This is a genomic window from Alkaliphilus sp. B6464 (assembly GCF_018141165.1).
Taxonomy (GTDB): Bacteria; Bacillota; Clostridia; order Peptostreptococcales; family Natronincolaceae; genus Alkaliphilus_B.
The window spans coordinates 844,933-863,924 of the sequence record NZ_CP058557.1 but is presented as its reverse complement, the minus strand read 5'-3'; the positions used below and the strand labels follow the sequence as shown (position 1 = coordinate 863,924).

Sequence of the window (18,992 nt, the reverse complement as noted above, 5' to 3'; positions counted from 1 at the left end):
AATTTTATGTACAAGCAGGACTTTTTATAAAAGTAAAGAATATATATTAAGTATTACGGATTATACCGTCAATTTATAATGGTAGTAACAAAGATGAAAGTAAATTGTAATGATACTGTAATGGTATTTTTACCGCTTTAGGTGTATAATTGTTAGTGTGAAGGTTGCTTAGAGAGCCAATGCTTGAATAACTAACTATCTAAAGAGAATATTACAGTTATATTACAATCTTCATCTTTACATTGACCAAGTAATAGGTCGATGGTATAATTCTTGATATAGTGTGCGATGACATTACATAAAAGGATTGCATTCGCATCTATATAATTTTAAAGCTGGTCGGTTTGTATGAGAGGGGTTACGACCAAGCTTAAAATTTAACCCACTCTAAAAAAAGAAACCAATATCAAGAAGGAGGAACACATAATGAAGAAAGTATTATCATTTATACTTGTACTTTCAATGGTACTTGGAAGCTTCGGTATGGCTTTCGCAGCTCCAGCAACAAGTGATATCGCTGGACACTTAAACGAAAAAGCTATCCTAAGACTAAACAAACTAGGTATCGTTCAAGGTGACGACAGAGGATTCGCTCCAGATGCTAGCATCACAAGAGCGGAATTTGCAGTATTAGTAGTAAGAGCCCTAGGATTAGAAGGTTCTGCTAATGTATCAAAAGGGGAAACTCAATTTACAGACGTAACAATGACAAACGGATATGACTGGGCTACAGGAGCAATCAACGTAGCTACTAGATTAGGATATATCCAAGGTTACGGAAATGGTAAATTTGGACCTGGAGACAACATCAAATACGAAGATGCAATTACATTACTTGTTAGAATTTTAGGATATGAGCCTGCTGCACAAGAAAAAGGTGGATACCCAGTAGGTTACTTAGTAGTTGCAGAGCAAGATATTGATATGACAGATCACGTTAAAGGATCTACAGGAGAAGCAGCTACAAGAGGAGCCGTATTCCAATTATTAGATAACGCTTTAACAAAGCCACTTATGATTCAAACTGGATACGGTGATGAAAAGAAATATGTAGTTTCTGGACAAAAAGGTACTGGTACAGAAAAACAAACAATCTTAACAGATAAATTAGGAATTGAAGTAGTAGAAGGTATAGTAACAGCTAACTATAGAGTAGATTCTAAATTAAAAGCTAACCAAATTAAGATTGGTAAAGACAAATATGAAGTAACTGAAGAATTCGATGTAGATGCTATACTAGGTTTAGAAGTATCTGCTTGGCAAGATAAAGACGACGTATTATTTAGATACGAAGTAGAAACAGATGAAGATGATATTCTTTATGATACAGTTAAATCAAATAAAGAAGACAAAAAAGCATTAAAAGTAGAACTTACAGTTAAAGACGATAAGTTCGCATGGTCTGAGTTCTCTAAGACTAACGAAACAGAAGATGCTGTAGTATACGTAAACAATGAAAAAGTAGACGTAGAAGATGTACCTTTAAATGCTTACGGTAGATTTGTATTAAATGATTACAAAGAAGTAGCATTTGCATACTTATATGACTTTGATGCAGATATGGTTGGTATGGCTTTAGAATTAAACGATGATGAAATCGAATTCGTTAATCTTGAAACTGCTAAAAAAGATGTAATCGGACTTGATGACGCAGAAGAAGTATTTGTATTAAACCCAGACCTTACTAAAGCTGACTTAAAAGACATTGAAAAAGGAACAGCAGTATTTGGTTGGGAAGATGAAGATGATAACTTCTTTATCGTAATCAAAAACGAAGTAGTAGAAGGAACACTTGAAGCAGTAAGAGTAAGCAACAACAGAGTAACAGTTGGTGGAAAAAACATTTCAAAAGCAGCTAATGCAATTTTCTCTGGAGATCAAGGAGATAAATACGATTTCTGGAAAGATACAAACTATGAAACTGTTGAAGATTTCATTGATGAAGAAGTAATGGTAGTACTTGACCTAGCTGGAAAAGCTATGGTGTTAACAACAGATGCAAAGGTTACAAGTAGTGATATATACGGAGTTGCTACTTATCTAACAGAAGGTAGAAATCCTGTATTATCAGTATTCACTAACGAAGGTAAAGAGGTAGAATACAAATTTGAAGAGAATACAGATGCTAATGATGTAAGAGGTCATGTTAACTTATCTGGATCTACTTTCGACAATACAAAATTTGCAGCTGTAAAATTCAGAGTAAACAAAGATGGAGAAATTGTTAAAAACACATTAAAAGTTGAAACAGATGCAAAAGACTTTAAAAAGTTAGAAACAAAAGATAGATTTATAACATCAGTAGTAGGTTCTGAGAAATATAACATTAGACAAAACACAATAGTTATTAAGGCTCTTAATAACAGTGACAAACTTAAGCCTTCTGTAATTAAATACGATGATATTATCGGAAAGACATTTGATAAGGAAGAAGCTTTTGTGATTGGTGATGCAGGTAAAGATGCAAAATTAATTGTATTTACAAATTCTAAATTCCAAGCTAAAGACGATAGTAAGTATGGAGTAGTAACAGGAGAGCCAGAAGTACAAAAAGGTGGAGACTATAAAGTTGAAGTTGATGTAGCTGGTGAAGGAAAAGTAACTTATGTATTATCTAACAGAAAAGATGTTAGAAAAGGTGACTTAGTTAGATTTACACTAAACAACAAAGGTGAATTAGTAGTAGAAGGTAATACACTAAATGCTAAAGATGGCAATATTGCTTCAAAACTTTCTAAAGTGACAGCTGAAGTAGATGACGAATATCTAGAAATAGATGGAAAAACATACTTAGTTGATGAAAAAGAAACTCCAATCTACAAAGTAGATAAAGACGGTGCTTTAGAAAAAAATACTGTTAAACTATCTAGAATTAAAAAAGGTGACATAGTTCTTATGATCACAGATATAGATAATTCTAATGAAATAAAAGTACTTGTAGTAGTAACTGAAAAACATAATGATATTGATACAGGAGCAAGAGAGTTAGAAGTAGCAATAGAAGCAGCAAAAGAAGCACAAAAAGCTTATGAAAAAGCTGAATTAGACAAAACAGCAAAAGTATACACAGATGTAACAGCTGCAATAGCAGATAAAAATGTAACTGCTATTAAAGAAGCAACAGCAGCTTTAGTAAAAGCAACAAACGAAGCAACAGGAGCTAAAGATCTAGCAGCAGCAATAGAAGCAGCAGAAGCAGCACAAGCAGCTTATGAAAAAGCTGACGGAGACAAAGCATTAAAAGTATACACTGATGTAACAGACGCAATAGCAGCTGAAGATGTAGCTGAAATTAAAAAAGCAACAGAAGCTTTAGAAAAAGCAACAAAAGCTTTAGAAGAAGCAACAAAAGCTTTAGAAGCAGCAGTAAAAGCAGCAGAAGCAGCACAAGCAGCTTATGAAAAAGCTGACGGAGACAAAACAGCAGAAGTATACACTGATGTAACAGATGCAATAGCAGCTGAAGATGTAGCTGAAATTAAAAAAGCAACAGAAGCTTTAGAAAAAGCAACAAAAGCTTTAGAAGAAGCGGCTAAAGTAGAAGCAGCAGTAGAAGCAGTAAACAATGCAACATCTATTGCTACTATGAGAAAAGCTTTAGAAGAAAATGCTAAAACTTTAGGATTAGACATGACTCTTTACAACACATTAGATGATCTTAATAAAGATATCGTTGCAGACGCTATGATTGGTACTGAATATGAAAATGCATCAGCAATTGTAAGTGCTTTCAGAGCTGCAGTAAGAGAGAGAATTTAATCTAATTAAGATTAAGTAGAGATTCTTATATTAGTAGTTAGGGAAGGTATTCTAAAGAATGCCTTCCCTTTACTTATGTAGTAATAATGGGCTCTTTGTCAAATAAACAGAAGGGGAAAAACCCTGCTGTTTATTTTTGTTTTTGAAGAGCCGTATATAACAGCAGGTGGGAAATCTTATCTCAACTTTATAGTGCGTATACGAGTATTTTACTATTCTAAGGACTAGACTAGTTTTTTTATGGACATAATAATAGAAAGGAGGTAGAAACAATGAAAAAATTATTACTTACACTTTGTGTTGTTATGCTTATAATTTCAAGTGTTAGGTGTAGTCCTAAGAGACCAGAAATATCTGAAGAAACACTTACTGGGAGTGCACAGTTAATTGAAAATTACGGAGAAATAGACTATGCAGAAGCATTTATAGAAAAAAACAAGTTAATTTTATACCTAATACCTGTAAATGAAGAAGTGCCAAAAGAAAGGGTAAGGGAAATAGGAGTTCTTTTCCTAAAAGCTTTATCTGGATATACAGTAAATGAAGGCTTAAAAGGCCCTACTGATGAATCCTACGGAGAAATATATGATTACTATAATACAGAAATATTAGTAGAGGGTGAGAATGGAACTATAATAGATAAAGGTACTAAGAGCAAAGGGAAAAATGAAGTTAAATGGCAGTAGTCGAAATACTTCTAGGGTTATATATATAGATATATTGCGGATAATATCAGTTTTTACAGTAGTAATACTACATGTATCTGCACCATTTGTAGAAAATCTATATATTAATGGAGTTAAAAGTTGGTGGACAGGAAACATAGTAGATTCTGCTACTAGATGGTGTGTACCTGTCCTAATAATGATTAGCGGAAAGCTAATGTTGGACGATCGTAAAGAAATAAAAATATTTCCGTTTCTAAATAAAAGACTTAAAAAAATATTTATTCCTCTTATTTTTTGGAGCTTTATATATATGATTTGGTTTAATAACTTGTTCTTGGAATGGCATTTATCCCTACTTAAAATCTTTATAAGAAATCTTTATGAAGATAATATATATATACATCTGTGGTATCTTTACACTATAGTAGGTCTTTATTTAATTACACCTATTATTAGAATCTATATAAATAACGATAAGAATTGCAGTGTAAAGTACTTTTTAAGTATTTGGTTTATGGCTAATGGCATAATAGGATTCTTAGAAAAGTTTACTAACATAGAAATAGGTTTTAACTTAAGTTTTTTTCATTGGAGCATTGGATACTATATTTTAGGTTTCTTTTTAGATAAGAAAAATCTTAGTAAAGAGCTAGTAAATATAATACATATCCTTAGTTTTGTTGGATTAATAACAACTATAGTTGGTACATACATAACCACTAAAAATAATGATGGAAACTATGTACCTCACTTTTATTCATACTTTGCACCTAACGTTATATTTATGAGTATAAGTATATTTTTGTTATTTAAAAATATTGATTGGGAAAAATTCATTAATAAAAAATTATATTTACATAGGATTATCTCAACTTTTAGTAATACAAGCTTTGGGATATACTTAGTGCATTTACTTGTACTAGATATTATATCATCAGGAGTTATAGGAATAAACATAGATCCATTTTTATTTAATCCTATAATAGGAATACCTCTAGTAAGTGTTATCACATTTTTACTATCTTATTTTGTAGTGATTATTTTTCAAAAGATACCATTACTAAATAGGACTGTTCCTGAATAGTATTATACAAAATAGATAGAAATAAATAACTTCAAGTGATAAGTATCGACTTATTAAGAAGATAGTAGAAAGAAAAGCCTACTGTCTTTTTTGATTTAGTAAATTAATTATATAATTTTTGTAAAAAATGAATTGTTGACAGAAAATTTTTAAAAATATATGATACTATTATATCAATAAAGTACAATAGTATTCTTTTTCTAATAACTTGTTACTGGAAAAAGAATAGCTAAAGGTATATAATAATAGGAAAGTTTAATACATAATAAATAAAGAAAAAGAGGAGGCCGAAAATGAATTTCAAAAAATTTATTGCAATGAGTACATTAATTACTTTAACCGTAGTAAGTAACGGTGTACCTACATTTGCTACAGGACAAACTACAGCAATAGAACATAAGGAAAATACTAAGATAGAAGCCGCAAAGGACAAAGAGGAAGTATTAAAGCTGACATTAGAAGATGCTATTAAGTATGCATTAGAGCATAATAAGGATATTACAATACAAGATATCAAAATAGAAAAACAACAATTTGAATATGATCAAAATATAAGAGACATAAAAAGCTACAATAGGTCAGAGCAAGGCATGATGGATATACCGCCAGCAATTTATCCTGCTGTTACACCGGAAGTATCAATCAATAAAGAGTTATATGAGTTAGGTGCTGTTGAAAGATATGTAAATTTTACACTTCAACAATCAAAATGGGATAAAGATATGCTAATCAATGATATTACAAATAAAGTAAGCAAGGCATATTATGATTTGCTTTTAAAGCAAGAAGAGAAAAAAATAGCTGAAGAGAACTTAAAACTAGCTCAAAAGCAATACAATGACAATAAATTGTTGCTTGATAATGGTCAAATTTCAGAGCATCAACTTTTAATGACAAAGATGTCTGTTACACAGGCTCAGTCAGCATATGAAGCAGCTAAAACAATGTACGAAGTACAGCTACTAAGCTTTAATAATGTATTAGGTGCTAATCTAGATACAAAGGTTATACTACTTGATAATATTACATATTCTGAGCAAGAAACTATCAATATAGAAAAGGCAATAGAGCAAGCTTTTAAAAACAATGTGTCTTTAAAAGCGGTAAAGGAAAATTATGAAATACAAAAATTAGTTGCAGAAGCATTAAGCATTAAGTATCCTAGTATGACTTATCGTTATAAAGAACAACAGATAGCAATTGAAGAGGCAGAAAAAAATGTGCAATCAGTTGAAAGCTTGATTGAAATGGGTTTAAGAGCAGCTTACTTTAATTTAACTAGTGTAAGAGATAATATAGGTATATATGAAGAGTCAATAGAATTGGCTGAGAGATCATTAAAATTAGCTGAATTAAATTACGAACTAGGCATGAGTACAATAAAAGAAGTATCAGAAGCTAGAATTGCTTTAATGAATGCTAAAAAGAGCTATATGAATCATTTACATATGTATAATACAGCGTTAATTGATTTTCAAGATAGTATGGGATTAGGTAGAAAAAATTAATAATAAACTTAAGAAAACACATAGCATATAAACTGAGTATGCTATGTGTTTTTTGTTGATATTATTTATTTTTGAGCTAATTATAAAATTTATATATAAATAATAAAATATTGACAGAATATTTTTTTAAACATACAATACTATTATACTAATAAAGTACAATAGTACAATTATTATTTGTTTTTACGTTTATTAAGGAGGAAAATTATGATTACCCAAAGTGAAACAAAATATAATAGATTGATGGAGAAAGCAGAGGAGCTATTTATTGAGCTAGGATATAAATCAGTTTCTATGGATCAAATTGCAGAAGCTGCTGGAATAAGTAAGATGACAATATATAAATATTTTTCTTCTAAGGAGGAGCTTTTTTTAAATATTTTACAATCAATTGGAGATAGATCATTTATATATATAGAAGATCAAATGAAAAAAATAGATGGAACTATAGAAAAAATAGATTTTTTATTACATTTTAATATAGAATATTCAAAGCAATTTTCACTCACTTTTTATAAGGACATTATGGATAATCCATACATTATAGATAGGCTAATGAAAGAAAAAAAGAGAATGAGCAAAATCATATTTGAAGATATTATAAGAAATGGTGTTGAGAGAGGAGAGATTAGGGAGGTAGATGAGGCTTTTATGGCCAATATGCTAATTACATTAATTGATAGTATTAGTAAGAATTTTTTTGAGAAAATAACATGCAGAAAGGAATTAGAGGACTTTACAGAAAAATTTTATGATTTTCTAAAATATGGCCTTCTAGGGGGAAAAGGGGCGAAATAGTATGGATAGTAATATTTTGATGAAGGCAGAGAATGTTAGCAAACTTTATCAGATGGGAGAAGTAACAGTAGCGGCTGCAAAAAATGTAGATCTGAACATATATAAAGGAGAGTTTGTAGTAATATTAGGACCCAGTGGTTCTGGTAAAAGTACACTTTTGAATATTTTAGGAGGGATGGACTTACCTACAGACGGACAGGTCTTTATGGAAGGTGAGGATATTACCAGCTATAACGACAAGAAGTTGACAGCTTATCGGAGAGAAAAAATTGGTTTTGTATTTCAGTTTTATAATCTAATGGCAAGCTTAACTGCAAGGGAAAATGTAGAGCTAGCTACTGAAATTTGTAAAGATGCTCTAAATATCGATGAGGTATTAGAAGCTGTAGGGTTAGAAGACAGAAAAGATCATTTTCCCGCACAAATGAGTGGAGGAGAGCAACAGAGGGTGGCTATTGCTAGGGCAGTGGCTAAGAATCCTGCTTTGTTACTTTGTGATGAGCCTACAGGAGCTCTTGATTTTGAGACAGGAATAAAGATTTTAACTCTGTTAAAAGAGATTAACAAAAAATATAACAAAACTGTTGTAATTATTACTCATAATGTACCTATAGGAGAGATGGCAGACAGAGTAATTAAAATGCGAAGTGGAGAAATTATTGAAGATAAAATAAATGATAGTCCAATCAGCCCTGAAAGGATTGAATGGTGATGAAGAAGTTAGATGTAAGACTATTAAGATCAATAAAAAATTCTAAGGGACAATTTATTTCTATATCTGTAATTATTGTTTTAGCACTAACTATCTATGTCTCTTTTAATATGGTGGCTGATAATCTTAATAATTCAATACTTTATTATTATGATACTACAAATTTTGGACATATTTTTGTAGAAGTTTCTAAAATTCCTAAAGCAGCTATAGAAAGGCTCCATACTATAGAAGGAGTTGAAATGGCCCAGGGCAGAATAAGTGCAGATGTACCTTTAAGAGTAGAAGATCCTAAGGAAAAGGTTATGGTTAGGGTAGTGTCCTTACCAAAGGAAGAGAACCTAATTAATGACTTATATGTAATAGAAGGAGATGATCTAAAAGATGGATTAAGATCCACCCTAGTACTACAACAGTTTTTTGATGCTAGAGGAATGCAGTTGGAAGATACAATTACGCCCTATATTGGAGGAACGGAATATCCATTAAGCGTAATAGGGGTAGTAGGTAGTCCAGAATATATTTATTTAATGGAAAATGAACAGACTTTATTACCTGCACCAGAAAAATTTGGAGTTATATACGTTACGGAAGAATTTGCACAGTCTGCCCTAGGGTATCAAGGTAGTTATAACGAAGTACTGATTAAGATTGAGGATAGGTATATAAATAAAATAGATAGTATAGTAGATGAAATAGAGGATGAATTAGATAGATATGGAGTTAGACGAACTGTTAGAAGAGAAGATCAGCTAAGTCATAGTATGATGATGCAGGAAGTAGAATCCTTAGACACAATGTCTACTTCGATTACGTTATTATTTTTAATAGTCGCAGCGGTAATTATAAATATTATGTTATCTAGGATTGTTAGAAACGATAGAATGTATATAGGGGTAATGAAAGCATTAGGATATAGCAATTTTAGTATATTAGGTCATTACACTAAATATTCTATACTGATTGGGCTAGTAGGTTCTATTATTGGTATTATTTTAAGCATACCTCTTTCAAGTGTGCTTACTAGCTTATATATTATATATATGAATATTCCAATGCTTAAAATGGAGATCTATTATATCTACTTTATTTATGGAATATTATTAACTAGCATATTTTGTATACTATCTGGACTAATAGGAGCACGAAGCGTTTTGAAAATTTTGCCTGCCGATTCCATGAAGCCAGAGGCACCTAAGGTCGGAAAAAGAATTTGGTTAGAAAAAGTTAAATTCATTTGGAATAAAATTTCGTTTAGCTGGAAAATGGTAATTAGAAATATATTAAGAACTAAAAGGCGATCTGTATTTTTAGTTTTAGGGATTGCTTTAACCTATGGTATAACCATGGTACCAGTATTTATGACATCTATATGGGACAGTTTGTTTACACTACAATATGGGGAGTTTCAAACAATGGATTATAGTATAGATTTTGCCAGCCCTATGAATGATAATGCTATAAGAGAACTATCTCATATTATTGATGTAAGCTATATAGAACCAAAGTCAGAGATTCCTTTCGAATTGAAAAGGGGTTGGAGGAAAAAAACAGCCAGTGTTATTGGACTATCAAGGGATACAAAGCTATATAATTTTAAAAGTCCATCTGGAGTAGAAATTAAGTTACCAGGGAATGGAATTATACTTTCAGAAATATTAGCAGAGTCCCTTGAAGTTAAAATAGGAGACAAAATATTACTAAAAAATTTTATGTCAGATAGGGAAGACACATCTGTTGAAGTAAAAGGCATTATTGAGCAATACTTTGGAAGTAATGCATATATGGATATAGAGATGATGAATGATATATTAGGAGAAAAGGGCATGATTACTGGGGCACTAATAAACTCTGAGGATGAGGTAATAACGAGACTTCAGGATGTAAAGAATATAAGACAAATACAATCTGTTGAAGATATGAAAAATAGCATTTTAGAGTTTATGGATATGATTATATACTCTATGGGTGTAATGATGTTGTTTGGTGGGATTTTAGGATTTGCTATTGTATACAACATAACTATTATTAGTATTAGTGAAAGAACAATGGAGTTTTCATCACTACGGGTTATGGGATTTGATAAAAAGGAGATTTATAAATTAGTTAGCAGAGAAAATGGGTTAATGACGTTATTTGGAATAGTTTTAGGAGTGCCTATAGGCTACGGAATGTGTGTTGGTATTGTATCAGCAGTTTCTACAGATTTATTTAGTATTCCAGTAATAATAAAACCTAGCAGCTACATTATAACAGCCGTTGCTACAATAATTTTTGTTACTATAGCACAGCTTGCAACCATTAGAAAGATTCATAATTTAAATTTTATAGATGCACTTAAAAGTAGAGTATCTTAAATTGTAAGGCTTTAAGATGGGATATATGTCTTAAAAATACAAATAGGATTAAGTGGCTCATATTAAAAAATTAATATATTTTGGGGGTGTGGATAAAATGACAAAGAAAAAGAAAATTATTAGCATAGCTATTATTGTAACTATAATAGGTGTATCAGGATTTTATATAAGTACTAGAAGCAGAGCTGTAGATGTAAGTACAGCAGCTGTAATAGAAGGAGATATAGCAAAGTATGTAGAGGAGTTAGGAGTAGTAAAGGTAAAAGATCAGGTGAATATTTATGCTCCTACAGCGGGTATGGTGACAGAGGTACTGGTAGATATAGGCGATCAAGTAAAAAAAGGAGATATATTGGTTAAGCTAGATGGAGAACAGCTCTCAATGCAAATTGCAGAACTGGAGAGCCAGAGATCGGCTATATTAGCCCAATATAATGAGGCTAAACAACCTATAGATAATAAAACGATAGAAAAGTTAGAATTAGAAATTGTAGATATAGAGAAAAGGATTAAAACAGCAGAAGAAACAGCTAATAATAAAAAGGTACTATACGATGCAGGGGCAGTAAGTCAGGAGGAATACCAGAGTGCCTTAAGAAATCTTGAAGGAGAAAAAAGCAACTTGGAAAAGGCTAAGTTAGATTTGGAGCTTATGAGAAAACCTGTATCAGAAAATATTGATGTTCAATATAAAGCTCAACTAAAGCAACTAGATATACAGAAGGCCGAGTTAGAGAAATCGGGCAAGAATTTTACTATAACTGCTAGTATGGATGGAACAATATTACAGAAGGAAGTAGAGAAAGGGAGTTATCTTCAACCAGGAATGCATATTATGCGGATTGGTAATGTAGAGGAGCTATATGTAGAAAGTGATGTATTGGTAGGAGATATAGCTAATGTTTACGAAGGTTCAGTAGTTAAGATGTCTAATAAAAACTTAGGCATATTGGATCTAGAAGGTGTGGTAAAAAAAATACACCCTAATGCATTCAGTAAAGTATCGGATTTAGGTATCGAGCAAAAGAGAATTAAAGTAGATATTGAAATAAAAGATACTGTAAAAAACCTTAGACCTGGTTATGATTTAGATATTAAGATTATTACTGAGAGCAAAGAAAATGTCCTACTAGTACCTGAGAATTCTCTATTTAATATAGATGGAAAGGACTTTATTTTTGTGAATGAAAATAATAAGGCTAGACTAAGAGAAGTTGAAAAGGGGATAGAAAGTCAAAGACAAGTTGAAGTTATTAAGGGCTTGAAAGAGGGAGAAGTGGTTCTTCTATCTCCTAATGAAAACATAGAAGAAGGTATTAGTATAAAGGTAGAATAGATATTTAATTATATTTAGTATTAAAAGACTAGGTTAATTTTAGCTTTTAAGCCTTGTTTAAGTACGGCTGGTATATTATACTGGAAATAGAATATATTTTATAGGAGGATGATTAAATGTTAAAGAAAAAGAAGATGATTGGTTTATTAGTTACGACAATGACTTTAGTAACTGCATTTGGATTTTCTTCATATGGAGCATCAGCTACAAAGACCTTACAAGCTTTGTATGGAAGTAGTAAAATAATAATAAATGGAAAAGATGTTACTCAAACTATAGAGCCTTTTATAGTAGATGGTACTACATATATACCTCTTCGTGTAGTTGCAAATACTTTTAATAAAAATGTAGACTGGAACCCACTAACTTCTACTGCTTATATTACAGATGACCTTACACAAGTTAATGAACATTTTCAAGCTGAAATACTAAAACGAGATGTTGAAATAATGAATTTACAAAGTAAATTGAAGCAATTAGAAAAAGAAGTGGAAAGTAAAAAGGACATTAGCTTAAGTGATTTAGAAAAGCAGTTAAATAAAAATTATGGTAAATATAAGGATATAAAATTTGATATTTCCTTAAGTGGCAGCGCTAGCAAAGTAAATGTAAAAATTGATGTGGATTTATATGATTACGACAAGGAGTGGAAGGCTCTTTCTAGCAGCAAGAGAGAAAGCTATTTACAAGACATTGTAGACGATGTACTAGAAGCTTATGAAAAAGCTGATGTATATGGCAGCATTAAAGATATTGATGTTAAAAAGACTGTATTAGAATTTACTACTACCAGTAAAGGAGTAGTAAAGATAGAAAAAGAATCTAGTACAAGCACTAAGACTATTAGTAAATTAGAAACGGAATTAGATGATGAGTACTATGATTATTTTAAAAATATTGATCTGCGTATAAAGCTAAAAGGTAGTAAAAATGATGTTACTTTTTCTATTGAGTTTGATTCTAAGCAAGATGGTAGTGCTTGGGATAAGCTTTCAGACTCCGAAGTTAAAAAGCTTATGTCACGTATTTATAACGATATTGAATATGAGCTAGGGGATGTAAACATTGATGGTTATGTGTATGATACTTACTATAAGGAAGATTTAGCTACTTACAGCAGAACATCATCAGGAACTGATCGTTTTAGTAGATATTAAATTTTAAAATAACCCATTAGTAGAAAATACCAATGGGTTATCTTTTCTGATGCAAATTCATTAAAATAAATATGTTAGAGCATAATTAATATAAAACCAGATATTAGGAATACAATCCTAAATTCTTGGTTTTTTATTTTTATTAAAGGAAATTTAAAAAATATGTAGAACTGTAGACTAAATGGGAAAATATTGGTAAGATATATCAGGGTATAGAATATTTTCTAAGCCAAGTCATCTATATTAGTAGGTAGATTATGCACAAAAGGAGGGATACCGTGGGATTAATAGAAATAGAAGATATATCAAGAACCTATAAAGATGGACAAGTTAGTGTTAAAGCTATAAAACAAATAAGTATTGAAATAGCAGATGGAGATTTTGTATCTATTATGGGGCCATCTGGGTCTGGTAAATCTACATTAATGAATATTATCGGTTGTTTAGATAAGCCATCCTCTGGAAGCTATAAGCTTGCAGGGAAACAGGTACATAAACTAAATGATTCTCAGTTGGCAACTATACGAAATGAATTTATGGGTTTTGTTTTTCAACAGTTTCACTTGATATCAAAGCTCAATGCTTTAGAAAACGTAGAATTGCCATTAATTTACCAAGGGGTTATAGGTAAAGAAAGAAAAAAGAGAGCTTTAGAAGCACTGGAATCTGTAGGACTAGGGAAAAGAGCTAAGCATATGCCATCTCAACTTTCGGGAGGGGAGCAACAAAGGGTAGCTATAGCTAGAGCTATTGTTAGTAACCCTAGATTGATTTTAGCCGATGAGCCTACTGGAGCATTAGATTCAAAATCTAGCAAAAATATTATGTCTATATTTCAAAAACTTAACCGAGAAAGAAAAATAACTATTGTTCAAGTAACCCATGAAAGGGATATAGGCGAGTATGGAAATCATATTTACAATATAAAGGATGGAGAGATAGATTACATAGAAGAAATAAAACATACAGAAGTAGAAAACAATCAATAATAACATAAGGAATTGGTAAAGGGGGAAAAACAATGTTTCAACGGACAATTATGATAATATTAGTTGTTGTAATTATATTAGGTGGAGGATTTTATGCTTATCAGCAGCTTGTTCCTGAGGTACAAGATGTAGATGCGGGACCTGTATATGCAACCCAAGAAGTAATACGTGGAGATATATCTGTAGGAGTAAATACAATAGGACAACTTAATCCGTCAGATGGTGGAGGTATTCGTGTAAGCGATGCCCTCCGTATGTCTGGTTATTCTGGAGAATTTATTATTGACCAGATCTTAGTAAAAGAAGGAGATAGTGTTAGTAAAGGGCAAACTTTGGTTAGATTAGCTGCTACTGGCCTAAATGACAAAATTTCCGAGTTAGAAGACGAAGTTAAGCGAGAAGAGCAGGCATTAATGAGATTAACAGATTTACCAAGGGAAAAAATTAGAGATATTGATCCATCCCAAGGTGTTACAGTACGAGCGCCTATTGCAGGTAGAATTCAAGACTTAGATATTGTTGAAGGCGATAAAATTTTGCAAGGACAAACAATAAATAGAATTGTAGATATATCAACATATAGTATTCCTCTAAGATTAACACCAGGAGAGTATAGTCGTGTTAAAAAAGGAGATAAGGTAAATATACATTTTGCTAATTTTGAGGGTACATATGAAGGTGCAATTACAAGGATTAATCCTAATGCTGCTCCTTCTGGAACAAGTGAAGATAAGCAGCAAGGGTATATATATCGTGCCACTGTAGAAGGGAAAAATATAGGGTTAGTACAACCAAATATGTCTGTACGTGTGGGTCTCCCAACTCCACAAGGACAGACAATCTTCTTTATGAATGACTCTATAGTAGAAAAATATGTAAATCAGGAAAGAGTAGCTAGTAGTACTGAAGGAATTGTAACGGAGGTTCATGTACAGGAGATGGATGAAGTAGAAGAAGGAGATCCAATCATTAGCTTAGCTGGTGCCGATGTACAAGAAACTATTCAAACGAGATTAGATAAAATACGAGAATTAGAATCAAAAATTAGAGAGCTAAATGCTATTTTTCCTATGTTAGAGATTACTTCGACAATGGATGGTGTAGTAGCATCTATGTATCGACAAGAAGGAGAGAGTACTACACCTGGAGATTGGTTAGGTCATGTATATACAACTTCATCTATGAGTATGTTTACAGAAATAGACGATATAGACGTCTTATATGTTACACAAGGATCACAAGTTAAGGTTACTGTAGATGCTATACCAGGAGAAACCTACGAAGGAGAGGTTCAGGAAGTATCTACTCGGGGTACAGGTCAAGATGGACTTTCAAAATTCTCCGTTTATATTGATGTAAAAGGTGGACCACAGCTACGACCCGGAATGCAGGCAAAGGGCTATATCGATGCAGGAACTGCAGAAGATGTATTAATTATTCCAATAGAGGCTATTTTCCAAGAAGAAAATAGACATAAAGTAGAGATATTAGGCGCAAATGGTGAAGCACAAGTAGTTAATGTGGAGCTTGGGCTGATGAATGACAGACATGCTGAGGTAATAAGTGGATTAGAAGAAGGAGATCTTGTTATTACTGGAAGTAGCAGAGATTTATTACCGAGCCAAGAAAATAAAACAAATAATAATAATTTAATACCAGACAAGCCAACTGAGGAAGAAACGGCAGAAGATTAGGGGTGAAATTATGTCGAAACCAAAACGAAATTGGATTTACGCTTTTTTTGTTCGGTGTTGGTTTACAGCTAAAATGGCATTAAATGGCGTATTTTCTAACACATTCCGATCTGCATTAACAATTTTAGGTGTTGCTATTGGTGTTGCTTCAGTTGTCAGTTTAATGGGGATTGGAGAAGGGGCAAGGCAAAATGTTATCGAACAATTTGAAAGTCTAGGAACCAATGTAATCTCTATTAAGGCCCACGAAGCGGGGTTAGAATTTCAACCTGAAATGGCGCAAGAGTTAGTAGAAAGAGTAAATGGGCTAGAAATAGCTACACCAGTAGTACAGACCTATACTGTAATGAGATGGCGGAGAGATAGAAAAGAGGTTGACATTATCGGTGTTAATCAAGACTTTCCTAAGATTAGAGACCATAGTCAAGCTGCAGGAGAGTTTTTTAGCCCGCTCCATGTAGAACAAAGATCTTATGTGGCAGTTTTAGGATATAATGTAGCAGCGGGACTTAATGGAGGTAGAAGTCCTGTAGGGCAGACAATTACATTAGATGGACAGAGTTATCGTATTTTAGGTGTATTAGAACCTAAAGGAAAAGGAAAGGCTGAAGATATAGACGATAAAGTAGTAATACCCTATACAACGGCTCAACGTATTGCTAAAAAGCGAACCGTAGAAGAAATATGGGGAAAGGCCAACTCAGTTGAAGATGCCGAACTTGCAACTATTCAATTAGGTCGCATTTTTAAAAAAGAACTAAGTGGAGGTCGTGCTACTGCTTCACCGACACCAACACCAGAAGGATCTAGCACCCAGGAAACTATGGTAACAACAATGGGGAATGTTTCACATGGTCAAGGGGGAGAAGATACAGATAAAAATAAAGATAAAGATAAGGCGCCTTCTAGAAAAGAAAAGGGTATGACTATTACAAACCTAAATCAGTTGGTAGATGAGCTAGATGAGGCTAATCGTATTATGACACTACTTTTAGGAGGAATTGCTGCTGTATCTCTATTAGTAGGTGGATTAGGAATCATGAACATCATGCTAGTGGCGGTAACTGAAAGAACATCTGAAATTGGCGTTCGTAGGGCGTTAGGGGCTAAGCAAATAGACCTGTTGGCTCAATTTTTATTAGAAGCATTATACGTTAGTATTATTGGCGTTATTGCTGGTATTGCTGTAGGTATATGGGGCATGGGCATATTTGCTAGCTACGGTTTTCAAACAGCAATTAGCTTTGAGGCTATTCGTATTGCAGCGGCGGTTGCACTAGGTGCAGGATTACTCTTTGGTGTATATCCGGCTATTTCTGCATCAGCATTACCACCTGTAGAGGCATTAAGAAGAAGATAAACCTCAAGTTAAGTATTTAAGGCATATGGAGATAAACTAAGGAATAAATATGACCCATTAGTAGAAATCTACTAATGGGTCATATTTTCTTTTAAATTTTTAAATTTATTAATATTATTGATGTTATGGAAGGAATATACTATAATAAAATGTATTGACCGACTATTCGGTTCTGTATATTTACATAAATAAAGACTAATAATACCAACAGGAGGTAGAGGTGGTGGATTTAAGATGGGTGAAGAAACTTAAGACTTTCTTAAGGTTTTCTTTATGCTGTCTTGTAAATTGTATCTTATTATATAATGGTGAAAGAATATGGTAATATAAGAAAAAGGAGGAAAAAAAGTGAGTAGAAAATTAAAGTCTAGTATATTGCTAGTTATAATGTTATTAGGAGTAGTAGGGTTAATATCGGGTTGCGGTAGCTCTACTGAAGCTAGTCAGGCTCAGGAAGAAGAAAACTACATACCAGTAGCTATAGAGAAAGCTACTGTTAATAATATTGGAAATGAAATAAAGATTAATGGTAAGACCTTTGCAAATGAAGAGATAGCAGTTATACCAAAGGTGCCAGGAATAGTTACAAATATTAATGTTAAGTTGGGTGATATAGTAGAAAAAGGTACAGTTTTGTTTACTATAGAGCAAGAAGATATTTCAAAGAGTGTTGAGCAGGCGGCAAATGGTGTAGAACTTGCTAATAAAGGAGTAGCTCAAGCTGAAAACGGTCTTAAAACCGCAAATGTTAACTATGAATTAAATAAGGAAAAAATAGAAAATGCCCAACTAAACCTAGAAAGAACTAAAAAGCTTTATGAAGAAGGAGCTATATCTAAAAGTCAGTTGGAGCAGGCCGAGTTAGCAGCAAGTGATAAAAGTCTAGAGGCAATAAAAGGTCAAGTTGATCAAGCGAAAATAGGCTATGAGCAAGCTTTAAACCAGTTAAGGCAAGCAGAAATATCCTACGAGCAGGTTCAAAGTAATTTATCAAACACAGTGGTAACAGCTCCTATTGGAGGGGTAGTATCTGATTTAACTGTTAAAGAAGGACAAATGGCATCTAATGCGCAACCAGCAGCTACAATAGCTCAAATGGATAAAGTCTACATACAAATGAATGTGGTTGAAAATATGGTTAATAAGCTAAAGCTTGGACAGGAAGTTGTAGTGAATGTTCCAGCAGCATTAAGTGAAGAAGCTACAAGTACCATTAGCTATATTAGTCCAACTGCGGACCCTAGAAGTCAGCTCTACCCTGTAAAGGTATATATACATAACCAAGATAATAATATTAGACCTGGAATGAATGGAGAAGTCAAATTAGATTTAGACCAAGTAGAATCTGCTACTGTTATAAAAAGAAATGCTGTTTTAGATAGGGATGGTAAAAATTTAGTTTATGTAGTAGAAGGTGATAAAGCTGTTGAAAGAGTAGTAACTATAGGGCTTGATACAGGAGATTATGTGGAAATAAAAGAAGGTATTAAAGAAGGAGAACAAGTTATTGTAGAAGGACAACATTATGTAGAGGATGGTACAAAAGTGAAAGTAGTAAGGGGTGAGTAGC

Annotated in this window: 13 protein-coding genes; all 13 read left to right on the top strand. The window is 32.6% G+C overall.

Going from position 1 to position 18,992, the window contains the following annotated elements; all coding sequences use genetic code 11:
* The first annotated feature begins 426 nt into the window (after window positions 1-426).
* A complete protein-coding gene (locus tag HYG84_RS04180) occupies window positions 427-3,759 on the top strand; it encodes an S-layer homology domain-containing protein (RefSeq protein ID WP_212380877.1) in 3,333 nt (1,110 codons plus the stop codon).
* A 272-nt stretch (window positions 3,760-4,031) separates the two neighbouring features.
* A complete protein-coding gene (locus tag HYG84_RS04175) occupies window positions 4,032-4,445 on the top strand; it encodes a hypothetical protein (RefSeq protein WP_212380876.1) in 414 nt (137 codons plus the stop codon).
* Window positions 4,426-5,511 carry an acyltransferase gene (locus tag HYG84_RS04170; RefSeq protein WP_212380875.1) on the top strand — a complete coding sequence of 362 codons (1,086 nt, stop codon included), beginning with the start codon at window positions 4,426-4,428 and terminating at the stop codon, window positions 5,509-5,511. The genes HYG84_RS04175 and HYG84_RS04170 overlap by 20 nt, the downstream gene beginning before the upstream one ends.
* A 293-nt stretch (window positions 5,512-5,804) precedes the next feature.
* A complete protein-coding gene (locus HYG84_RS04165) occupies window positions 5,805-7,019 on the top strand; it encodes a TolC family protein (RefSeq protein WP_212380874.1) in 1,215 nt (404 codons plus the stop codon).
* Between the two features lie 207 nt (window positions 7,020-7,226).
* The gene (locus tag HYG84_RS04160) at window positions 7,227-7,817 is read left to right on the top strand and encodes a TetR/AcrR family transcriptional regulator (RefSeq protein WP_249168708.1); all 591 of its coding nucleotides are present in this window, start codon (window positions 7,227-7,229) and stop codon (window positions 7,815-7,817) included.
* A gap of 1 nt (window position 7,818) precedes the next feature.
* The gene (locus HYG84_RS04155) at window positions 7,819-8,529 is read left to right on the top strand and encodes an ABC transporter ATP-binding protein (protein ID WP_212380873.1); all 711 of its coding nucleotides are present in this window, start codon (window positions 7,819-7,821) and stop codon (window positions 8,527-8,529) included.
* The gene (locus HYG84_RS04150; protein WP_212380872.1) at window positions 8,529-10,886 is read left to right on the top strand and encodes an ABC transporter permease; all 2,358 of its coding nucleotides are present in this window, start codon (window positions 8,529-8,531) and stop codon (window positions 10,884-10,886) included. Before HYG84_RS04155 ends, HYG84_RS04150 begins: the two co-directional genes overlap by 1 nt.
* 97 nt (window positions 10,887-10,983) lie before the next feature.
* Complete coding sequence (locus HYG84_RS04145) at window positions 10,984-12,222, top strand: efflux RND transporter periplasmic adaptor subunit (RefSeq protein ID WP_212380871.1); 1,239 nt, start codon at window positions 10,984-10,986, stop codon at window positions 12,220-12,222.
* A gap of 116 nt (window positions 12,223-12,338) precedes the next feature.
* A complete protein-coding gene (locus HYG84_RS04140) occupies window positions 12,339-13,379 on the top strand; it encodes a copper amine oxidase N-terminal domain-containing protein (RefSeq protein ID WP_212380870.1) in 1,041 nt (346 codons plus the stop codon).
* 278 nt (window positions 13,380-13,657) lie between these two features.
* Window positions 13,658-14,368, top strand: a complete 711-nt coding sequence (locus tag HYG84_RS04135) for an ABC transporter ATP-binding protein (protein WP_249168707.1) — start codon at window positions 13,658-13,660, stop codon at window positions 14,366-14,368.
* A 32-nt stretch (window positions 14,369-14,400) separates the two neighbouring features.
* Entirely contained in the window at window positions 14,401-16,062 is a 1,662-nt protein-coding gene (locus HYG84_RS04130; protein WP_212380868.1) for an efflux RND transporter periplasmic adaptor subunit, read from the top strand.
* 10 nt (window positions 16,063-16,072) lie between these two features.
* Window positions 16,073-17,422 (top strand): ABC transporter permease, encoded by a 1,350-nt coding sequence (locus HYG84_RS04125; protein WP_212380867.1) that lies wholly within the window; start codon window positions 16,073-16,075, stop codon window positions 17,420-17,422.
* A gap of 348 nt (window positions 17,423-17,770) precedes the next feature.
* Window positions 17,771-18,991 carry an efflux RND transporter periplasmic adaptor subunit gene (locus tag HYG84_RS04120; RefSeq protein WP_212380866.1) on the top strand — a complete coding sequence of 407 codons (1,221 nt, stop codon included), beginning with the start codon at window positions 17,771-17,773 and terminating at the stop codon, window positions 18,989-18,991.
* Window position 18,992 lies beyond the last annotated feature (1 nt).